Below are 19087 nucleotides of genomic sequence, written 5' to 3' on the forward strand. Positions count from 1 at the left end.
ATTTTTATTGTGAATCAATTACTTATTTAATTTTTTGGCAGGAACTCCCACATACAAACCCGATTCGGTAAGAGGTTTTGTTACGACCGCACCGCCACCTGTCTGTATGTCATCGGCAAACGTTATGTTATCAATCACTACCGTCCCGACACCCACAAAGCAACGCTGACCAATACGCACAAATCCAGCCAACGTAACACCAGGGCCAAAAAATGAATGCTTGCCTACGTGCGTATCGTGTGCCACCCTGCAACCTACATTAAAAAACACATTTTGGCCAGTAGATGCGCCTCTGTCCATGGTACAACCTGGCAAAATAAAAGTGCCTGCCCCCAACAAACGTGGTTCGTCCACATAACTGCTGCTATGCACAAATACCCCGAATTTGATTTGCTCGCAGAGCTGCTCAAACATTGCTTGGCGTGCGGCAAAATGTTTGTAACCAATGGCCAAAAACATTTCATCAAAAACGCCTGATTGGTAATCTTCTACTGCCTGACTTACAGCCCCTTGAACCAAACCCAAACCTTTGATTTGGCCTGCGGTGGCATAATCATCATAAAATATCACCTCGCTTGCGGCCTTGTCGTGTAACAAATGATGCGCCATCAATTGCCCCAAATCTCCAGCCCCAACTATCGCTACTTTTTTCTGTGCCATAAAATACTACGGTTTCCAGTCCAAATTGGTCAGCTCTTTTGCAGAGAAAACAGGGCGATGCTTCGCCTCTTTATAAATTTTGCCAATATAAATACTGGCCAAACCCACAAAGAAAATTTGCAAACCAAAACCAATAATGAGCGTTATCATAATGGACGGCCAACCCAGTTGAAATTCAGTAACAAATACCCGCAAAAACACCAAAGCCAATGCCGCTATTATTCCAAATCCGACCAAGCCCAAACCAAATCGAACGGCCATTTTCAAAGGCAATTCCGAAAAATCAAAAATGGCATTGAAGGCCAAATTCATCTTCCTTTTGAAATTAAATTTGCTTACACCTGCAAAACGCTCTCGTTGCGAAATAACCAATGTGCCGCGTTTCATGCCCACGTGCATGAACATACCTTCAATAAAACGACTAGCCTCGTTATATTTCAAAAACTGGTCTGTAAATCGGCGATTAAAAATACGCATTACGGCCAAACCCTTTGGTAAGTTTAAGCCCGTAAATCGCTCTAATACGCCCCAAAAAATATTAGACATCAGCACGTTAGAGAATTTATCTTTTTTCTCTTCTCGAACGCCAAAAACCAAATCATAGCCTTTTTGTATTTCCTCAATAAAACGCGGAATTTCTACGGGCGGATCTTGCAAATCAGGATCCATCATCAACAAGTAATCACCAGAAGCATAAGTAAAGCCTGCGGTCAATGCGCCTTGTTTGCCATGATTATACGAAAGTTCCACCAATTTAAGTCTATCGTTCTGTGCTGCCGCTATCTTAATGAGCTCGACAGTACGGTCTTGGCTGCCATCATCTATAAAAACAATTTCATAGTTAATCGCATTTTGATGCAAAACCTCTGTTGTTTCCTTGATAAATTGCTCAATACAATCTTCTTCGTAGTACACAGCTACGATAATTGACAATTTTTGGCCTGCTGGAAGCATACTTTTATACAAAAAAATTATTTGTTAAAATAAATTCAAAAAACTATCTGTATTGCTTGAGCGAAAAACAAACACTCAAACATTTTATTAACAATACAAATCCTCAATAAAGACAAATTTATATTTGATCATTCAGAACTATCATCTGCATCGCAAAAATTATTCGCAAAGTCAAAAGACATTATTTGCTACTAATCCGCAAATAAAATCAATTTTAACACTTTAAAATAATATTTTACGAATTAAAAAAGTAAAAAACATACAACATTCTCATTTACAACTAATTAACGCCCCCAATATTTGGTTAAGTTATAACCAATAAGTTGGTCGGCACGCGCCCCGATAGGTCTGTAATACACCAAAATTTCGTAGCGGTTTTCGGTGGCGTTATAAGTTCCCTCCAAATACGTCTCGTCGGGGCGGCGACTTGAGCTATTTTTATCCACTACCACATATTCGTAGTTATAAAAGCCCTGCTTAAGCGGCACACGCACGCGGTAGGCCTGCTCCGTAGAATCATAGTTCATCATAAAATTTTTGTCCAGTTTCCAATCCGTTAGCAAACCATACACATAAACATTGCTCTCTTCCATCTGTGGAGCTTTGAGCATAAAATTCGTGTAAACGTAGTCGGCCTCCGTTGCGCCGCGTCGGGTTTCGTAATTTTCTATCACAAAACGACCATTTATGTCAATAAGCTGGGCGTACGCCTGTCTTCCTCGTGGCACGTCGGGCATGAGCCAAACTTCCGCTTCCGTGTTGTTAAACTTGGTTCGGGCTACATTTTGGCCATTAAAACGAATACTTCTCAAATCCACGCTTCTAAATTCGTTGCCGCCCTGAAAATTATTTTCAAGGTTGAAAAACGTATAGTCCAACAACGCATCTTCTTCACGCAAAAACATCGGTTTGAGATTGTAAATAGCATTGTCCCAACGGTTGTTTTGGCGCAACACCACCGAGACGGTTTGCGCAGGATTAATGAGCTGATAAGCTCCGTATTTTACCTGAAAATCAATTTGTTGGTTTTTGAAACGCTGCTCTACACCCGACGAAAAACCAATATTTGGCGTAACTGTTACCTTATTGTCATAGACAATGAAGCGGCGCGTCAGCACAAAATCTTCCTTGCTGCCGTTGCGGTACACCATCACAATATAGTTGCCCGAAACCTTCACTTTCGGCACCGTCAGCACATAATGTACATATGGTTTGCGCGTATTCTGCGATATTTCGTAACTGTCCATAACGTATTCGTTGTATTCGCTCACGATGTCGGCATCGTTGAGGGCCGAAACCGTCCAATCGGCGTTGCAATGCACCACTTTAAAATAATAATTGTAGTACTGGTCGCCCAACTCGTCAAACTCCAAACGCAACTTCATGGCCGCATCGCCCAAATAAACGACTGGCACATCCAGCACGTCGGTTAGGCCGTCCGAATACGGATAAAACAAGATTGTTTTAATATTTGGCTCGTAAATAAAATCTTCGGTACGGAATGTTTTGGTTGCTACATAATTGCCGCCACCCGCCGAACTTGGCTGTACAGGCACGCAGGCCGTAGCCATTCCCAACAAGCAAACAAGGCAAAGTAAAGTTTTTCTGACTGAAAGATAAAGCATTGAATATAAGTTTGTTATTTATAATTCGTAACGAATATTTTGTTCAGGTACGCCCAACGAAGTCAGGACTTTTTCCCAATAATATCGCATTACGTTATTTTGCGTTTGTTGGTTGGGTTGCGCAGGAAACAAAATTCTAAACTGCGTACTGGCCAACACTTTTTTATCAACTTTAAAAGTCTGCTCAATGTACTGCACATCAGCGGCAGCGAGTTGCTCGGCTTGCTGGCGGTCAGTTATTTTATTGAGATGAAAATCGCGGCGTTCTGTGCCTTTCATAGATTCCACCATATCGCTCACCCAAATCACATAACGCCCGTCGCGAGCTGGTGCGCCTGCCAAATAGCGCGAAGCCGCCTCCAAACTGCGCCACAAATCCGTTTGCAGGTTGGTTTGTTCGGTGTTGTGCTGGGCAAATGCAGCGTCTATTTTATCCAAAAAATCAGCTTTTTGTTTGCGCAAATTGCTTTCAAATTCTGCCTGATTGTCTTCGGCGGTTTGGCGGCCTACGCCTTCATTGTTCGGCAAAGGCACATTGAGTTTGTCGTTTACAAATGGCGCATCGCCTCCCGTATTGGCATTGACAGGCCAAGCGGCCAGCGCGTCGCCATTGTTTTGTAAGGAGTCGGCCAACCATTTGCGCAAAGCCTCGCGGTGCGTCTGAAAGGCTGTTTCGTCGGTGCTGCTCAGGGTTTTGTCAATGAAAACAAGAATATGCCTGTTGCGAACGTCGGCAGTTGGTTGCGTAAATGTTTGGCTCTGCGGGGTCGTGTGTTCTTTTTCAGCAGACGAACAAGCCGACATCGTCCAAGCCAAGCCAAGCCCACACAATACCAAAGCGTAATTTTTGGGAATAAAAATAGACACAGAAAGCATGATGATTTTTTAGTAAAAAAGAAATGAAAACTATTTCACTGGGGGCATGGGTGGTTTTGGAGGCAAATCGAAGGGTTGCGGGTCGCTTTCAAACTTGCCTTTGTGTGCGCCATCGCAAAAGGGCATTTGCGCCGAGAGGCCACAACGACACAAAGAAACGAAATCGCGGCCACCTAAGCCGAACGTATTGCCGTTTACGTCCACTATCTCAAAATCGCCTTCCACACGAAACGAACCGTTAGGCTTGACCGTAATTTTGGTTTTGCTCATAATTTTTTTGATTGAAAAACATTGGTTGCGAAGTTAAGAAAACTTTAGGCAAGCCAAAGCCAAAAAGCAAAAGTTTGTGAAGGCTGTAAAGTAAAAAAGCCGTCCAGATTTGAGTCTGAACGGCTTTTTGTGCCTTGGGCCGGAATCGAACCGGCACTTCCGAGGAAACACGATTTTGAGTCGTGCGCGTCTACCAGTTCCGCCACCAAGGCTTGCTTTCTGCTGAATTGGTGCGCAAATATGGCAGGCTGTTTTCAGAAATGCAAGTATTCTCCAAAAATTTTTTAAAAAAAATTTATTTTAATTGATTATCAGCCATTTGTTTTTTGAGTTGGCGTGCGGCAAATGCGTAGCCACCTTCGGCACTGTCTATAAAATGCACTTCGCGGCCTGTGTTCTCGTACATGAGACAAGTCATCAAAGCGCGATCAGAAGCATGAACCCCGTAATAAATTTGGCCTTGCTGATATACACTTTCCAGATAGGCCGCCAGCCGCTCCCGATTGGCACGCGTACACGACAATACCATTTTGAGTGTGCCATCGTATTTACGAAAATCAGAAGCAATCATGTTTGTTTTTTTTACGTCCAACACGCGGGCTTTGTGTTTGCGATACGTGATATTAAGCCGCAAGCGCAAAATCCATTTCAAATTAAAAGATTCTTGTTTGGCGATTTTCAAAAAGCGCGCATAGTCCTCGCCTCCTTTAGTTTGGCGCGAAAGTATCGTAGCTTCTTTCGTAAAATACGACTCATCGGCCAGCTTCATGTTTTCTTCCGAAAGCGGATGATAGTCTTGTTCCGTGCCGAGTATGTTTTGTATTCCCTCAAAAATATCTTTGAGCAACTGCTTGTCAGCTTCTTTTTTGAGCTTAATAATCAACGAAATGGTTTCGCCTTTGTGGCTTTTGATGTCCTGCCAACGGCACGTAAAACCCGAAAAATCGGCTTTTTGCTGCGGCACATAATCTTCTGGCACAGCGTACAAATGCCCTTCCGTGCGGCTTTTTAGCTTGCTTTCGGCATAATCCAAACCGCTACCGCTAATCATGGCCTGATTGTAGGGCTGCGACACCTTGAATTTGGCGATGTCGATGCGCTCGCCGACCGCGTAAATATCGGCCACACGCAAAAAACCAATCCGCAAATCCAATTTAAAATGCTCGCGGCACATCTGGCGCGTATCCACCAAAATATCTTTTACCTGCGGGGCGATTGCCTCAGGAATCAGAAATGTGATGCCATCGCCACCGAAAACAAACGGATAATCCAAATCTTTATACAGATTAGAAACAGCCATCGTGGCAATGCCTCCCGCAATATTTACGTCTTTGTAGCGGCCTTCCTCAATGGCTTTGGTAGAGCCCATCACGTCCGTAATGACCACATACCAATCAGGCGGCACGGGCACGTATGTACTATCGTCAAATATTTTCTCAAAGTCCGTTACAAGCGGCAAATCTCTGTAAAAATGGTAGTTGGGCATGATATAAAGCGTTAAATGCAGTCATCAAGGTAGGGAAAAAAGCAATTGCGCTACAAATTTTCTTCCCACAACCTGAAACAGTACAAAAAAATGCTCCCCAATCGCTTACATTCGCCATTGGGGAGCATTTTAATACAAAAACTCAATATTCGTTTATTTGGTATTGCTTTCGCCTAAAGCAAGCTTTAGCTCCTGATTTTTCTGTTTGCAGCGCTCTAGTTCTGAAACGTCTTTCGCAATAATAGCCACTGCAATAATTTGATTGTCAGTGTTGCGAATAGGGGTATATTTCGCCGTAAAATAAGCATCTATCTTGTCCATTTGCAAATGAGTTGTCTCAGAGAAAGTTTCGCCTGCTTTCAAGACACGATCATAAGTAGCTTTGTATGCTTCATGGTCTGCTGCTGGCAGCAATTCTAATACCGATTTACCTTCTTTTACCTCTAAGCCCTGATAAGCTTGCACCAACGCGTTATTAAATGTTTTGAGGTTATAGTTTTGATCAATAACCATAATCGAATCATTAGACGCATTGATCAACTCATGCAAGTAACTTTCTTTGTCTTGTAGGTCTTTAAACAAGCCCTCGATATTCTCTTGATTAGCCGAAAGCTCTTCCATACTCAGATGCAACTGTGCTTGTTGTTCCTCCAATGCCTTGTTTTGGGATTCAAATTGCGCGGCTATATTTTCAGCATTTTGTTTGGCAATCACCATCTCCGAAACATCTTTCGAGAATATAGAAACCGCCATGACTTCACCATTTTGGTCGTAAAGTGGGGTATATTGCACAAAATAATACGCATGGAAGCCATCTATTTGGAAAGATACGGTATCTGAGAATCGCTCGCCATCTTTGATACATCTATCATAAGTAGCTTTGTATTTGGTATGCTCAGTAGGCACTATCAAATCAAAAATACTCATTCCTTCTTTCACGTCTATTCCTACAAAAGCATTCTTTAGTGTATTATTGAAAGTCAATAGTTTATAGTTGGTGTCAATCACTGTAACAGAATCTGTAGAAGAGTTGATGAGTTCGTGCAAATAGCGTTCTTTGCTTTGTACGTCATTGAGCAGCCCCTCGATATTCTCTTGATTAGCCGAAAGCTCTTCCATACTCAGATGCAACTGTGCTTGTTGTTCCTCCAATGCTTTGTTTTGGGATTCAAATTGCGCGGCTATATTTTCAGCATTTTGTTTGGCAATCACCATCTCCGATATATCTTTGGCAAATACCGAAACAGCCATTATTTCGTTATTTTGATCATAAAGCGGCGTATATTGAGCAAAGAAATAAGCATTAATACCATCCATTTGATAATGTGTGGTTTCCGAAAACTTCTCTCCTTTTTTGAGACTACGATCGTAAGTAGCTTTGTAGTTAGTATGCTCGGCAGGCGGCAACAAATCAAAAATATTAGTGCCCTCTGTTACCTCTATTCCTGTATAAGAATTTCTCAAAGTATTATTGAAACTCAACAACTTGTATTCAGTATCAACCACCATAATCGAATCGCTAGACGAGTTAATCAACTCGTGCAAATAGCGTTCTTTGTTTTGTACTTCATTAAACAACCGTTGAATATTCTCTTGATTAGCGGCCAACTCCTCCATACTCTGGCGTAACTCCTCTTCCTGGGCCACAGATGTCTGCAAAAGTACATCTACTTCAGCCTCTTTTGCTTTTTGGGCAGTTACGTCAGTGGCAAAAAGCATGATTTTCTGTACATTATTATTTTCGTCAAAAACAGGGCTATAAACAGCATTGAACCAGACCATTTCGCCAAGAGCAGTTTTGTAAAGGTATACGCCCATAACAGACTTGCCAGCACGCATTGTAGCCCAATTCTGCTCGTAAGCCTCTGAATTTTTTCTTTCGGGTGGCACCATCGCAACGTGGTGCTTTCCAATAATTGCGGCAGGCGGGAATTTGAGTACTTTATTAAAGTTTTCGTTGGTAGAAATAAAATTACCTTCAACGGAAAGTTCGGCCACAATCATAGTCATACTGATACCCTCCAAAATACTATTAGATTCTGCCAGTATTTTTTCGATTTCTTTTCCTTTCCGCTGGACTTCTTCTTGCGTGGCCTGCATTTCCTCCATATTTTGGCGCAATTCCTCTTCCTGAGCACGCATTTCTTCTGCTTGCTCTTGGCTCTGTTTCAGCAGTTTAGTAGTACGAGTATTTACCTTTTCTGCAATAATCTCGGAAGCCATCACGTCTGCAAATTGCTTCAAGAAATCTTGCTGATAATCCTCTATCTTATTAAATGATGCAAGTTCAATCACCCCCTGTACTTTATCGTTATTGATGAGCGGGAATATAAATAAATGTTTTGGGGTAGCTTCGCCAAGCCCCGATGTGATTTTTATATAATTATCAGGGATTTGAGTCATGTAAATAATGTCTCTTTCGAGATATACTTGGCCTACTAATCCTTCTCCAATATTGAGGGTTTTTTGTACAAATTTTTTACGATTATAAGCCCAACATGCCACCAATTCCAATTGAGTATTATTAACTTGGTCCTCCACAATAAAAAATGAACCTTGATTGGCTTTTAAATAGCGTACTAAATAACTCAAAACCTCATTATACAAATCAGCAGAAGTGTCATAATTTTTTCTTAAAATTTTACCCAGTTCAGCCAAGCCTGAAGCCGTCCAATTTTGAATTCTTTCTACTTCTGAAGCCTTTTTCAAATTCACTTTCATGCCATACAAAGAAGATGCAATCTCTCCTTGATTTTGAAAAATAACGACTTCTTTATCAAAATTTCCGCTGCCCACTTCGTTGGTAAACTGTCTCAAATTCTCCAGTTCATCTACCAATATATGTAAAGAATTGGTCATTTGTGAGACCTCATTATTGGCTGCATCTATCTCTACTTTAGGGAGTTGACCAACCGCTATTTTTTCCAAAATGTCTTTTACCTTAATCACTGGTGCGGCGATCTGCTCGCCGATATAATGCGACAAACCAAACAAAATCAGGCCAGTAACAACAATTATTGACAAAATAATCAATATACCGTATTTGTTGATTTTAATTAAATCATTATTAGCTTGCTGACGGCGTGTTTCTATCTGAGAAAAAAGCGTAGATTGTTTATCTGCTAGTTTATCAAACAAAGGCTGAAAATCCCTAACAAGCTGATTTTTTATTACCAAATAAGAGCTATCTTCTTCATGTCTTAATTCGATAATTTTACTGCTATTATTCTGGCAATAAGTCAATAATTTATTGCTTGTTTCGATAAACTCTTGTGCCGATTTATGCAAATCTTCATCACTACCAGAAACTGATTCTATGGTTTTTTGTGCTTGAATAAGATCATTTACAGCCTTATTATAATGTGTTTGTGTTTGGATAATTTGGTCTTTTTCCTCTACAGGATCTAATATAAAAAAAGCAAATATATCACCCCTTAAAATATTATAATATGTTCGCACATTCGTTATACTCTCATTGATATTTGCATAATTTTCTAATTTTTTCTGGCGGCTTTCTTGTTCATGTTGCATTGCAAAAAAAACGAAAAAAGAGACGATAAGCCCGCTAATACCAAACAAGCCTTGAAGTGTTAGCTTTTGCTTGGTTTTCAAATTTTGTAAAATTTTAGCCATATACTGTTTTGCTGAAAATTGTTGAAAGATGGATTAGCAAAGATACATTTTTAGTATAATTTCACGATTACTTGTAATAAAATTTTATTACATGATTTGTGTTGTATTTTATACTCAATTATTACACTTTAATTTCAATAAACGATGTATGTTTTCATCTTTTTTAAAACAGAAAATATGCAAAAAATAACACAAAAAAAAATAAATACACTGATAATCAAAGAATCACAAAACAATAAATATGGTTATTCCATGTAAAAAGAAATATCATTTTAGGAAAAAATATCACTCATAAATAACACAAATTACACATTACTCTAATGCAAGAAACACTTCCCTTAACACAATACACCCAACTATAATCAGATTATCTTTTTCAAACATTTTGGCATATAATTAGTTTTACGATAAACTTATTATATACAATGAAATCACATAAATACATTTTTAGTTTATTCCATATTCTAGTAGTATTATTCAACACAAATGCTCAATCCATGGGCAAAATGGCGGGTTTTGTGCGCGATGCTCGCACACAAGAAGCACTTATTGGCGTTTCTATCAAATTAGACGGAACTAATATTGGTGCTGTAACCAACGAAAACGGCTATTATACGATTAATAATATTCCCACTCAGAGTTACAACATTACGGCTTCTTACATCGGCTACCAGTCTCTTACAAAATATGATGTGGTCGTTACGTCTGGAAATACGCTGAATCTGAACTTCGCCATCGAAGAAGCCAACACCGATTTGACGGAAGTCGAGATTAAAGCCAGTCCATTTCTCAAAAATTCTGAAACGCCCAACTCCATACAGTCGCTTTCGGCACAAGAAATACAGTCGTACCCTGGCGGAAACAACGACGTGGCCAAAGTGGTGCAATCGTTGCCTGGTGTTTCTGGGTCTGTTGGATTTCGTAATGATTTGATTATCAGAGGCGGTGCACCAAACGAAAATGTATATTATCTGGACGGCATCGAGATACCCAACATCAATCACTTTTCCACGCAAGGCAGCGCAGGCGGCCCCGTCGGGATGCTCAACGTGTCGTTTGTGGAGGACGTAACACTGACTACCAGCGGTTTTAATGCCCGTTACGACAATCCGCTTTCGGGCGTGCTGCAATTCAAGCAACGCACTGGCAATCAGGAACGTACACAAGGAAACGTGCGATTAGGCGCAAGCGAAGCCGCACTCACGCTCGAGGGTCCTTTGGGAAAAAATGGCCGCACTACATACATTGTTTCGGCGCGTCGGTCTTATCTACAGTTTTTGTTTAAAGCCATCGGGCTGCCGTTTTTGCCTGATTATTGGGATTATCAGTACAAAATCAGCCACAAACTCACGGCTAAAGACGAAATTAGTGTAGTGGGTTTGGGTTCTATTGATAATTTTGAATTTAATCCGCCCGAATATCGCGCCAATTTCACGGACGAAGAACGCAAAGATTATTTCGAGAATTTGGCCATTTTGGACAGAATCCCGCTCCTAACACAGCGCAGCAGCACGGGCGGGCTTACGTGGAAACACCTCCAAGAAGGCGGAAAAGGCTTTTTTACGCTGACGGCCAGCACGAATTTTCTGGACAATCGCGCCGAAAAATACGACAACAACGACCCGTCTCAGACGCTACGCCAAAAGCTCAAATCCACGGAGACCGAAAATAAATTGCGATTCGAACACACGCTTTTCCACGACAAATGGACTTTTAGTTACGGGGCAACGCTCCAACGCGCACACTACGCCAACGCCACCTATCTGCTGTTGCGCCGAGCCGCCACCGACGAAAACGGCAACCCAATAGCCGCCGATTTTATTGACTATAACAATACACTTACGTTTGCAAAATATGGCGTTTTCGGACAAGTTTCGCGCAACTTTTTAAGCGACAAACTCAAACTTTCGGCAGGGCTGCGCAGCGATGGCAACACCTATACAACCGACGGAAATAACCTTAGCAAAACCATCTCGCCACGTTTGGCGGCTTGTTACGCTTTAGCTAAAAATCTGAATATCAATACTTCCGTAGGCCGTTATTACAAATTAGCTCCTTATACCGTGCTTGGTTTTGAAGATAACACAGGCACGCGCGTAAACAAAAATGCGGGTTACATCAGCAGTAATCACGCGGTTTTGGGATTGGAATATCTGCCCACACCATCCACACGCATCACACTGGAAGGTTTCTACAAATATTATAATCGCTACCCCGTATCCGTGCACGATAGCGTTTCTTTGGCCAACTTGGGCGGCGATTTCGGGACACTCGGTAACGAGGCCACCGCACCTGTCGGCAAAATGCGCACTTACGGTTTTGAGTTTTTATTGCAACAAAAATTGACCAAAAACTTCTACGGCATTTTGGCCTACACCTATTATTTCAGTGAAGCCACCGCCTACGGAAACACTTACAAACCAACGGCTTGGGACAACCGACATTTGCTATCGTTTACGGGGGGTTACAAATTGCCGCGCAACTGGGAACTTGGTTTACGCTTCAGATTTTTGGGAAAAGCCCCCTACTCTCCCACCGACACCACCGCGTCTTTGGCGCAATATTCGGCCACAGGCCAAGCCGTTTTGGACTACAGTCGCGTGAACAGTCTGCGTGTGGCTTCGGCGTACCGCACTTTGGATATTCGGGTAGATAAAAAATGGAATTTCAAACGCTGGTCGCTGGATATTTACGCGGAAGTGCAGAATGTTTTGAATACAAAAAACTATTCTGACCCTTCGTTTACGCTCCAACGCAACCCCGACGGCACGATTCGCACCAAAAATGGGCAACCTTATTCGCCGAGCCAGCCATTCAATGCCTACGCGACTTTTATCGAAAACACGAGCGGTTCGCGCCTGCCAAGTATTGGTATGATTGTGCAGTTTTAAAGAAGAAAACATCATAATAAAGCAAAAAGCCACCTAATTGGTGGCTTTTGCTTTATTTCTTAAACTGTTCTGATTTGTGGGTGTAGTGCTTTTTATTATCAAAACCAACGTAGTTTATACCCTCACAGTATTTAATATTCCCATCTAAAACATTCGTTCCCCAAAAGCTTATAAATTCAAGAAGGGGCAACTCCTTTACAAAGGCAAGGCTTTTAATTTCGCCCGATTCAGACAATATTATTTTTTTCAGGGATTTCACTTTCCCTAAAGTTTCATAATCATTTATTTTCTTGCACTGCTCCACTTGTATTTCTTCAAGGCTGCCTGATAAGGCTTGCAATGCTGCTATAGCTTCCAATTTAGAAGCACTAAATATTTCAAGTTTCTTAAGATTGCTATAACGCTCAACACCATGCAGAGTGGTAGTGTCTGCTTTTATTAAACTTAAATGCTCCAAGATTTCAAGAGTTGGTATAGCTGATAAATCTTTGGTTTTAGACTTGTAATCACTAATTGTTAGTCTTTTTAACTTTACACAATTCTCTAACCCTTTTAACCTATCCGTAATACTACAATTGAGTGAAACAAGATTAGGAAAGCTGTTTAAATCAATGGTATCCTTTTTATTATCAAGAGCTCCTAATAAGGTTAGATTATGAAATTCTTCTAAACCTTTATAATTGATTTTCTCACTTGCAATTACTAACTCTTGAATCAAATTACTGACAGGTATTATTGATATTAAGTCACTTGCAACAAATCCAGTCAAGTGATCAAGCATTACTCTCTTAATGTTATTTTCTTTAATGTAATTTATTGAAAGTTCAGCTCTACTGCTGTCAAAAAGAAAACTATCTATGCCGTCAATACTCGGCATTAGTTTAAGCCCGTTATCTAATATTTTAATCATAATTTATTCCCCTAACAGTTTTTTACCTGGCGACCAGATTTTATTATAAAGCAATGAATTAGGGTCGTATCTTGTAGGACGTCCAATATTCTTCATCATATTATATTCATTAATAAATGCCTCCCTTGTACTTGATGCTGGATAAAATGTGCTTCTTTGAAGCTTGTCACCGTATGTAGTTTCAATACGTTTAATTGACAGCCTCATTCGAGGCTCTAATCCCTTTCCAACATAGAATTTTCCACTCTGGAACTCTAACAAATAGGATCCGCTTACTTGCTCTCCCCCCTCATCAGCAACCTCTAAAGCACCTTCGTGCAGTCCCTAAGATTTCATACGCATATTATGGAATTACAGTTATTCAAGCTAACATTATAAAATAATTACAACCAAATTTAATTTCAGAACATCATGATCGAGCTAATAAAAGGAGATATTACAAAAATAACCGTTGATGCTATTGTAAATGCAGCCAACACATCATTGCTTGGTGGCGGGGGCGTTGATGGTGCAATACACAAAGCTGGAGGAAAAGCGATACTTGAAGATTGTCAGAAAATCAGAAGTAAACAAGGTGGTTGCAAGGTAAGTGAAGCCGTCATTACTACGGCTGGCAAGCTCCCCGCAAAATTTGTAATTCATACCGTTGGGCCAGTTTGGAATAACGGCAACAATAACGAGGAAAATTTGTTGGCAGCAGCCTACCTTAACAGCCTTCGCCTTGCCTCGCAAAACGCCATTCATACAATCTCATTCCCTAATATTAGTACGGGTATTTACCGATTCCCTAAAGACAAAGCCGCACAAATCGCCGTCCAAGTCGTATCTGATTTCTTGGCTACCACAGACACCATTGAAAAAGTAATTTTCGTTTGCTTCGATGACGAAAACTATACGCTTTATGCCAAACTCTTAAACCAAAAAGATTTATACAACAAATAAATCACTGAATTACAGAATATTAACAAAAAAATATACCCTCTTTCACAAAAAAAATTAGCGCAATATTTTGATAAGAAAAAATAAGCATTGACCTTTGCATACCAAACGGTCGGTTTTTATGAGCGATTCCAGAGAATTAATCCTTAACACTGCTTTTCGGCTTTTCTTAGAGAAAAGTTACCACGAAGTAACAATGCAAGACATTGTGAAAGCGACGGGCTTGTCCAAAGGTGCATTTTACCATTACTTCAACAGCAAGGAAATGGTTTTTGAAGAAATTATTGAGTGGTTTTTCAAAGATATTTACCAAATCAGTTTTGCGGGCTTTTCCAAAAACTCACTTTGGGAATTTTGCGAAGATTACCTAAAAATGGTTGCCGAACGCGTTTACAAATACGCCAACACCGACGGAGTGATGCGAACCAACCAATATTCTTTGATTTTTGATGCGACCAAAATCTTTCCGCAGTTTCGCGACAAACAAAAACGAAGGCAAGAAATAGAGCTGCAACAATGGACGAGCGTCATTGCCAAAGCCCGCGAAAGTGGCGAAATCGCCTCGCCGCTCTCCGATGAACAAATCGCCAAACTATTTATTTATCAAAACTATGGCATCGGCGTATATCATGTGCTCCGAGCGCAGGTAGATGAACTGCTCAGCGAACGCCGCAACCAATTTAAAGCCATTTATGAGCTTCTAAAAAAATAACAAACGCCTTGATTGCGAGGTGATTTTTTTTACATTAAAACATACCAAACGGTCGGTATTAGATATTTTAAATTAAATTTTATGAAAAAAGAAGAAAGTGCAGGTAAAAAAAGTCCGATGCTTCTGTACGGCATCCTTGGAGTTGCAGCAGTGGCCACCGCAGGATTTTTTTATTGGAAACAAACAAGCGGTTTTGAAACCACCGACAACGCCCAACTGGACGGCAACATCATTACGGTAAAGTCTAATGTGTCGAGTTATGTGGACAAAATTTATTTCAAAGACAATCAATTAGTCAAAAAAGGAGATACGCTTATCACCCTGAATACCATTGAGTTGCAGGCAAAAGTAGAGCAAGCACGCGCCGCATTGGCCAACGCCAAAGCCAGCATTAAAGTAATTGGGAAAAAAGCCAGCGCAGGTTTTGACGATGCCCAAGCCTCTGAGCAGCTCGTAAAATCCAACCAACAAGCCGTAGAGGCGGCCACTTCTAATTTTAATTTGGCCAAAGAAGAACACGAACGCAACACGCAACTTTTTGCCATCAAAGGCATTACGCAACAAGATTTTACGGCTTCCAAAAATCAACTGGAAGTAGCCAAAAGCAGTTTGGAACAAGCCGTAAGTCGCATGAAATCTTCGCTTGCAACGGCTCACGGACGGACGGCCTCTGCCCAATCCGACGAAGCACAACTCGGCACGGCGGAAGCCTTGATTGAGCAAAGAAAAGCGGAATTAGTATTGGCCGAATACAATTTGTCGCACGCCTACGTGACGGCTCCGTGTTCGGGCATCGTGACCAAACGCGTAGTGCAACAAGGCAATTTGGTATCGGCTTCCCAAAATCTGTGCGCCATCGTGGACACGCAAGAGCTTTGGGTTACGGCCAATTTGAAAGAAAGCCAACTAAAATCCGTGCAAGTGGGACAACCTGTTGAAATAGAATTAGATGCGTACCCAAATATTCAGCTAAAAGGAACGGTGAGTTCGTTTGGCGGCGCGACAGGAGCTAAATTTTCGCTTCTCCCGCCCGACAACGCCTCTGGTAACTTCGTAAAAATCGTACAACGCGTTCCGTTGCGCATCGCCCTCGACAATTCCACAGCGGCCAATTTACCCAAAGGCGTATCCTTAATGCCTGGCCTGAGTGCTTTTGTAAAAATTAAAGTACAGTAAACATGGAAACATCAAAACAAATTGCTCCGCCTGTTTACCCGACAGGTCTCACGCGGGCAATTCTCGTGGGGACGGCCATCGTGTGTGCGCTGTTGGAGCTGATAGATACGACCGTCGTAAACGTATCGCTCAGCGAAATTAGCGGCAATATTGGCGCGAGTACTTCCGAAATCGCTTGGGTCGTAACCAGTTACAGCGTTGCGAACGTTATTATTATTCCGCTTTCGGCGATGCTTTCGGCACTGTTTGGGCGCAAACTTTACTTCACGGCATCGGTGGCCATCTTTACACTGGCTTCGCTGATGTGCGGTTTTTCTACGGATTTGTGGACATTGGTCTTTTGGCGATTTGTGCAAGGTATGGGCGGCGGCGGACTCCTTTCTACGTCCCAATCCATCATCTTTGGCGCATTTCCACCCGAAAAACAAGCCACAGGCACAGCCATTTTTGGTTTGGGTGTAATACTTGGGCCAACGTTTGGGCCTGTGATGGGCGGCCTCATTACCGACAATTTAAGTTGGCATTGGGTGTTTTTTATTAACCTTCCGATTGGCATTATCGCTGCTATTTTGGCATGGAAATTCGTGCCTGACTTGACGGGAGCCGAAAAACCCGAAAAAATGGACTGGTGGGGCATTCTGTTTCTGGTCATTGGTTTGGGCTGTTTGCAATATATTTTGGAAGAAGGCGCAATGCACGACTGGTTTGAAAGTGCCGAAATCACTGTGTTTGCCATCTTTTCGGCCTTAGGCATTATTGCTTTTGTGTGGCGGGAATTAATGATAGACTACCCAGCCGTTAATCTCAGGCTTTACAAAAGCTATAACCTCAAAATCGGCAACGTGCTGAACATGATAGTGGGCACAGCGATTACGGGTTCTGTATTCATTTTCCCACTGTTCGCCCAAACTTCGCTTGGCTGGACGGCCACCCAAACAGGTGCGTTTATGATACCGGGTTCGCTTATGACGGCGTTTTCGATGCCCGTCGTGGCGGGATTTCTCAAAAAAGGCGTAAGCCCCAAAGCATTGATGATTTTCGGAGCTTTGATGATGTCGGGCTTTTTGTTTTGGCTTTCATTTGCTTCGCCAGACGCCAACAGCGATTTCTTTTTCGTGCCGTTTCTGATGCGTGGCGTTGGGGCTGCGTTCATGATGTCACCAGTAATTGGCTTGTCGGTGGCAGGCCTTACGGGTCGGGATTTGGCGCAAGCCGCGGGTTTGTCCAATATGTTGCGGCAGTTGGGCGGTGCCGTGGGGATTGCTTTCATTAATATCTTCCTGAATAACAGCACGATGCAGGTACGAAGCATTTTGCGCACGAATATTTCAGAATTTAATGCCATGTCCACCGACCAAATGGCTGGCCTTACGCAAACGCTCAAAAGTATTGGCTATTCGGCAGATGAAGCCTACACGGGAGCTTTGCAACTCATGGCCAGTTCGGTAACCAAACAGCAAGCCATCGTAGCCTATTGTCAGGGATTTTTCACGTTGGGATTTGCGGTTTTGTTCTGCGTGCCGCTGATTTTATTACTCAAAACACCCAAAGGCGGCAGCATTCAGGCCGACAGTGGTCACTAATCAACAAAAAGACGAATCGTTATGAAAATATTTAATTCAATTACCTTCTTGCTGGTGCTGGCCGCCAGCATCGGGGCACACAGCCAAAACACACTCAGTCTGAGTATGCAAGAAGCTCAAAATTTGGGTTTGCAGAATAGATATGATGTAAAAGCCATGCGTTATGACCTTGAGCTGGCCGACAAAAAAATTCAGGAACAGAAAAATAATTTACTTCCAGACCTCAAAGCCACTGGAAACATTCATTACAGCCCCAAAATACAAGCCACTTTCATTCCGCCAGGGTTTGTGGGAATGACCGAAGGCCGATTGGTGGCTTTGGGCGCGAAAAGCACCAGTATATTTGCGCTCGAATTGCACCAGCCGCTTTATAATCCCAGCCTGAATACCAATATCCAATTGGCGCAGAGCAGCAAACTCATTGACGAGCAACAAGTTCATTTACAAGAAATTGAAATAAAAAAACAAATCAGCTATTCGTATCTGAACGTATTGTTGCGCCAATTGCAACACGATTTGGCCAAAGAAGAAGAACGCCGTTTTGAAACTTACGCCAAATTAGCCGAAGGCAAACACAAAAACGGGACATTGGTGGACAATGATTTTTTACGCGCCAAACTCGACTACGAAAACGCCCAACAACAAACCCAAATCAGTAAACAAAACTATGATTACAGTCTCCAAACGCTTCGTTATCAACTCAATGTAACGGACAGCACGACACTTGTACTAACGGACAAATTGGGCGTAGTGAGTGTTACGGACGTTGTGGCACCAGACTACGCAGCCGCCGACAAGCGCATCGAATACCAGATTTTGAGTTTGGAAGAAAAACATAACATTTTGCAAGGCAAAAAACAACGCCAAATGGTGTTGCCGACGCTCTCGTTTGTGGCCAATTATTCCGCCCAATACCTCAACGCCGAGTTTAATTATGATTACACAATGGGCAAATGGTGGTCTTCGTTCAGTGGCATTGGTTTGCAGTTGTCTGTGCCGCTTACGGGGCAGTTCACGAACCGCAACCATTTGCAGCAAATCAGTTTGGAGTCGCAGAAAATACGCGCCAAACAAGAACACCAAAAACAAACTACGATTCATGAAATAGAACAAGCCAGTTCGGAACTTGCCAATGCCGCCAAAAACTTCGGCAATGCACAAAAAAACTATGAGTTGGCCAAGCAAATATTTCAGAATCAACAACAACAGTTGCAACTGGGGTCGTTCAGCTACGAAAAAATCCTGAACACAGAAAGCACCGTTACCAACACCGAAGAAAATTACGTATTGGCCTGCTACAACTACTTAGTGGCTCGCCTCAACTACACGGTAGCCGTCGGGCAGTTGTAAGGAAGTTTTTAAACACAAACTC

The 19087-nt window shown here is 42.0% G+C and carries 14 protein-coding genes and 1 tRNA gene; 6 read left to right on the plus strand and 9 right to left on the minus strand.

The window, feature by feature from the left end; genetic code table 11:
* Window positions 1-18: 18 nt before the first annotated feature.
* From BM090_RS05055 to BM090_RS05090, 8 genes are all read right to left on the minus strand, one after another.
* Window positions 19-660: an acetyltransferase gene (locus tag BM090_RS05055; protein ID WP_091508524.1), complete on the minus strand. Its 642-nt coding sequence runs from the start codon at window positions 658-660 to the stop codon at window positions 19-21.
* A gap of 6 nt (window positions 661-666) precedes the next feature.
* The gene (locus tag BM090_RS05060; protein ID WP_091508528.1) at window positions 667-1614 is read right to left on the minus strand and encodes a glycosyltransferase family 2 protein; all 948 of its coding nucleotides are present in this window, start codon (window positions 1612-1614) and stop codon (window positions 667-669) included.
* A 284-nt stretch (window positions 1615-1898) separates the two neighbouring features.
* Complete coding sequence (locus BM090_RS05065) at window positions 1899-3239, minus strand: type IX secretion system plug protein (RefSeq protein ID WP_091508532.1); 1341 nt, start codon at window positions 3237-3239, stop codon at window positions 1899-1901.
* An 18-nt stretch (window positions 3240-3257) separates the two neighbouring features.
* Window positions 3258-4115 carry a hypothetical protein gene (locus BM090_RS05070; RefSeq protein WP_091508535.1) on the minus strand — a complete coding sequence of 286 codons (858 nt, stop codon included), beginning with the start codon at window positions 4113-4115 and terminating at the stop codon, window positions 3258-3260.
* Between the two features lie 30 nt (window positions 4116-4145).
* The gene (locus tag BM090_RS05075; protein WP_091508539.1) at window positions 4146-4385 is read right to left on the minus strand and encodes a CDGSH iron-sulfur domain-containing protein; all 240 of its coding nucleotides are present in this window, start codon (window positions 4383-4385) and stop codon (window positions 4146-4148) included.
* A 130-nt stretch (window positions 4386-4515) separates the two neighbouring features.
* A tRNA-Leu gene (locus tag BM090_RS05080) sits at window positions 4516-4597 on the minus strand.
* 83 nt (window positions 4598-4680) lie between these two features.
* On the minus strand, window positions 4681-5871 hold the full coding sequence (locus tag BM090_RS05085) for a DUF3095 domain-containing protein (RefSeq protein WP_091508541.1): 1191 nt from the start codon (window positions 5869-5871) through the stop codon (window positions 4681-4683).
* A gap of 153 nt (window positions 5872-6024) precedes the next feature.
* Window positions 6025-9504: a PAS domain-containing protein gene (locus BM090_RS05090; protein WP_091508545.1), complete on the minus strand. Its 3480-nt coding sequence runs from the start codon at window positions 9502-9504 to the stop codon at window positions 6025-6027.
* A 497-nt stretch (window positions 9505-10001) separates the two neighbouring features.
* Here BM090_RS05090 and BM090_RS05095 point away from each other — a divergent pair, with 497 nt between their 5' ends.
* Window positions 10002-12395 carry a TonB-dependent receptor gene (locus BM090_RS05095; protein ID WP_221405340.1) on the plus strand — a complete coding sequence of 798 codons (2394 nt, stop codon included), beginning with the start codon at window positions 10002-10004 and terminating at the stop codon, window positions 12393-12395.
* Window positions 12396-12447: 52 nt separating this feature from the next.
* On the opposite strand, the gene BM090_RS05100 is transcribed toward BM090_RS05095, so the two are convergent.
* Window positions 12448-13305, minus strand: a complete 858-nt coding sequence (locus BM090_RS05100) for a leucine-rich repeat domain-containing protein (protein ID WP_091508553.1) — start codon at window positions 13303-13305, stop codon at window positions 12448-12450.
* Between the two features lie 411 nt (window positions 13306-13716).
* Here BM090_RS05100 and BM090_RS05105 point away from each other — a divergent pair, with 411 nt between their 5' ends.
* From BM090_RS05105 to BM090_RS05125, 5 genes are all read left to right on the plus strand, one after another.
* On the plus strand, window positions 13717-14247 hold the full coding sequence (locus tag BM090_RS05105; RefSeq protein WP_091508556.1) for an O-acetyl-ADP-ribose deacetylase: 531 nt from the start codon (window positions 13717-13719) through the stop codon (window positions 14245-14247).
* 118 nt (window positions 14248-14365) lie between these two features.
* On the plus strand, window positions 14366-14956 hold the full coding sequence (locus tag BM090_RS05110; protein ID WP_091508559.1) for a TetR/AcrR family transcriptional regulator: 591 nt from the start codon (window positions 14366-14368) through the stop codon (window positions 14954-14956).
* A gap of 81 nt (window positions 14957-15037) precedes the next feature.
* On the plus strand, window positions 15038-16132 hold the full coding sequence (locus tag BM090_RS05115) for an HlyD family secretion protein (protein WP_091508563.1): 1095 nt from the start codon (window positions 15038-15040) through the stop codon (window positions 16130-16132).
* Window positions 16133-16134: 2 nt separating this feature from the next.
* On the plus strand, window positions 16135-17715 hold the full coding sequence (locus BM090_RS05120) for a DHA2 family efflux MFS transporter permease subunit (RefSeq protein WP_091508567.1): 1581 nt from the start codon (window positions 16135-16137) through the stop codon (window positions 17713-17715).
* Window positions 17716-17736: 21 nt separating this feature from the next.
* Window positions 17737-19065: a TolC family protein gene (locus tag BM090_RS05125; protein WP_091508570.1), complete on the plus strand. Its 1329-nt coding sequence runs from the start codon at window positions 17737-17739 to the stop codon at window positions 19063-19065.
* Window positions 19066-19087 lie beyond the last annotated feature (22 nt).

Source organism: Flexibacter flexilis DSM 6793, assembly GCF_900112255.1.
Lineage (GTDB): Bacteria > Bacteroidota > Bacteroidia > Cytophagales > Flexibacteraceae > Flexibacter > Flexibacter flexilis.

Excerpts from the sequence above, each read along its gene's own strand:
- BM090_RS05110 (WP_091508559.1), top strand. The coding sequence starts at position 14,366 with ATGAGCGATTCCAGAGAATTAATCCTTAACACTGCTTTTCGGCTTTTC.
- BM090_RS05095 (WP_221405340.1), top strand. The coding sequence starts at position 10,002 with ATGGGCAAAATGGCGGGTTTTGTGCGCGATGCTCGCACACAAGAAGCA.
- BM090_RS05085 (WP_091508541.1), bottom strand. The coding sequence starts at position 5,871 with ATGCCCAACTACCATTTTTACAGAGATTTGCCGCTTGTAACGGACTTT.
- BM090_RS05105 (WP_091508556.1), top strand. The coding sequence starts at position 13,717 with ATGATCGAGCTAATAAAAGGAGATATTACAAAAATAACCGTTGATGCT.
- BM090_RS05115 (WP_091508563.1), top strand. The coding sequence starts at position 15,038 with ATGAAAAAAGAAGAAAGTGCAGGTAAAAAAAGTCCGATGCTTCTGTAC.
- BM090_RS05060 (WP_091508528.1), bottom strand. The coding sequence starts at position 1,614 with ATGCTTCCAGCAGGCCAAAAATTGTCAATTATCGTAGCTGTGTACTAC.
- BM090_RS05065 (WP_091508532.1), bottom strand. The coding sequence starts at position 3,239 with ATGCTTTATCTTTCAGTCAGAAAAACTTTACTTTGCCTTGTTTGCTTG.
- BM090_RS05075 (WP_091508539.1), bottom strand. The coding sequence starts at position 4,385 with ATGAGCAAAACCAAAATTACGGTCAAGCCTAACGGTTCGTTTCGTGTG.
- BM090_RS05125 (WP_091508570.1), top strand. The coding sequence starts at position 17,737 with ATGAAAATATTTAATTCAATTACCTTCTTGCTGGTGCTGGCCGCCAGC.
- BM090_RS05070 (WP_091508535.1), bottom strand. The coding sequence starts at position 4,115 with ATGCTTTCTGTGTCTATTTTTATTCCCAAAAATTACGCTTTGGTATTG.
- BM090_RS05055 (WP_091508524.1), bottom strand. The coding sequence starts at position 660 with ATGGCACAGAAAAAAGTAGCGATAGTTGGGGCTGGAGATTTGGGGCAA.
- BM090_RS05120 (WP_091508567.1), top strand. The coding sequence starts at position 16,135 with ATGGAAACATCAAAACAAATTGCTCCGCCTGTTTACCCGACAGGTCTC.
- BM090_RS05090 (WP_091508545.1), bottom strand. The coding sequence starts at position 9,504 with ATGGCTAAAATTTTACAAAATTTGAAAACCAAGCAAAAGCTAACACTT.
- BM090_RS05100 (WP_091508553.1), bottom strand. The coding sequence starts at position 13,305 with ATGATTAAAATATTAGATAACGGGCTTAAACTAATGCCGAGTATTGAC.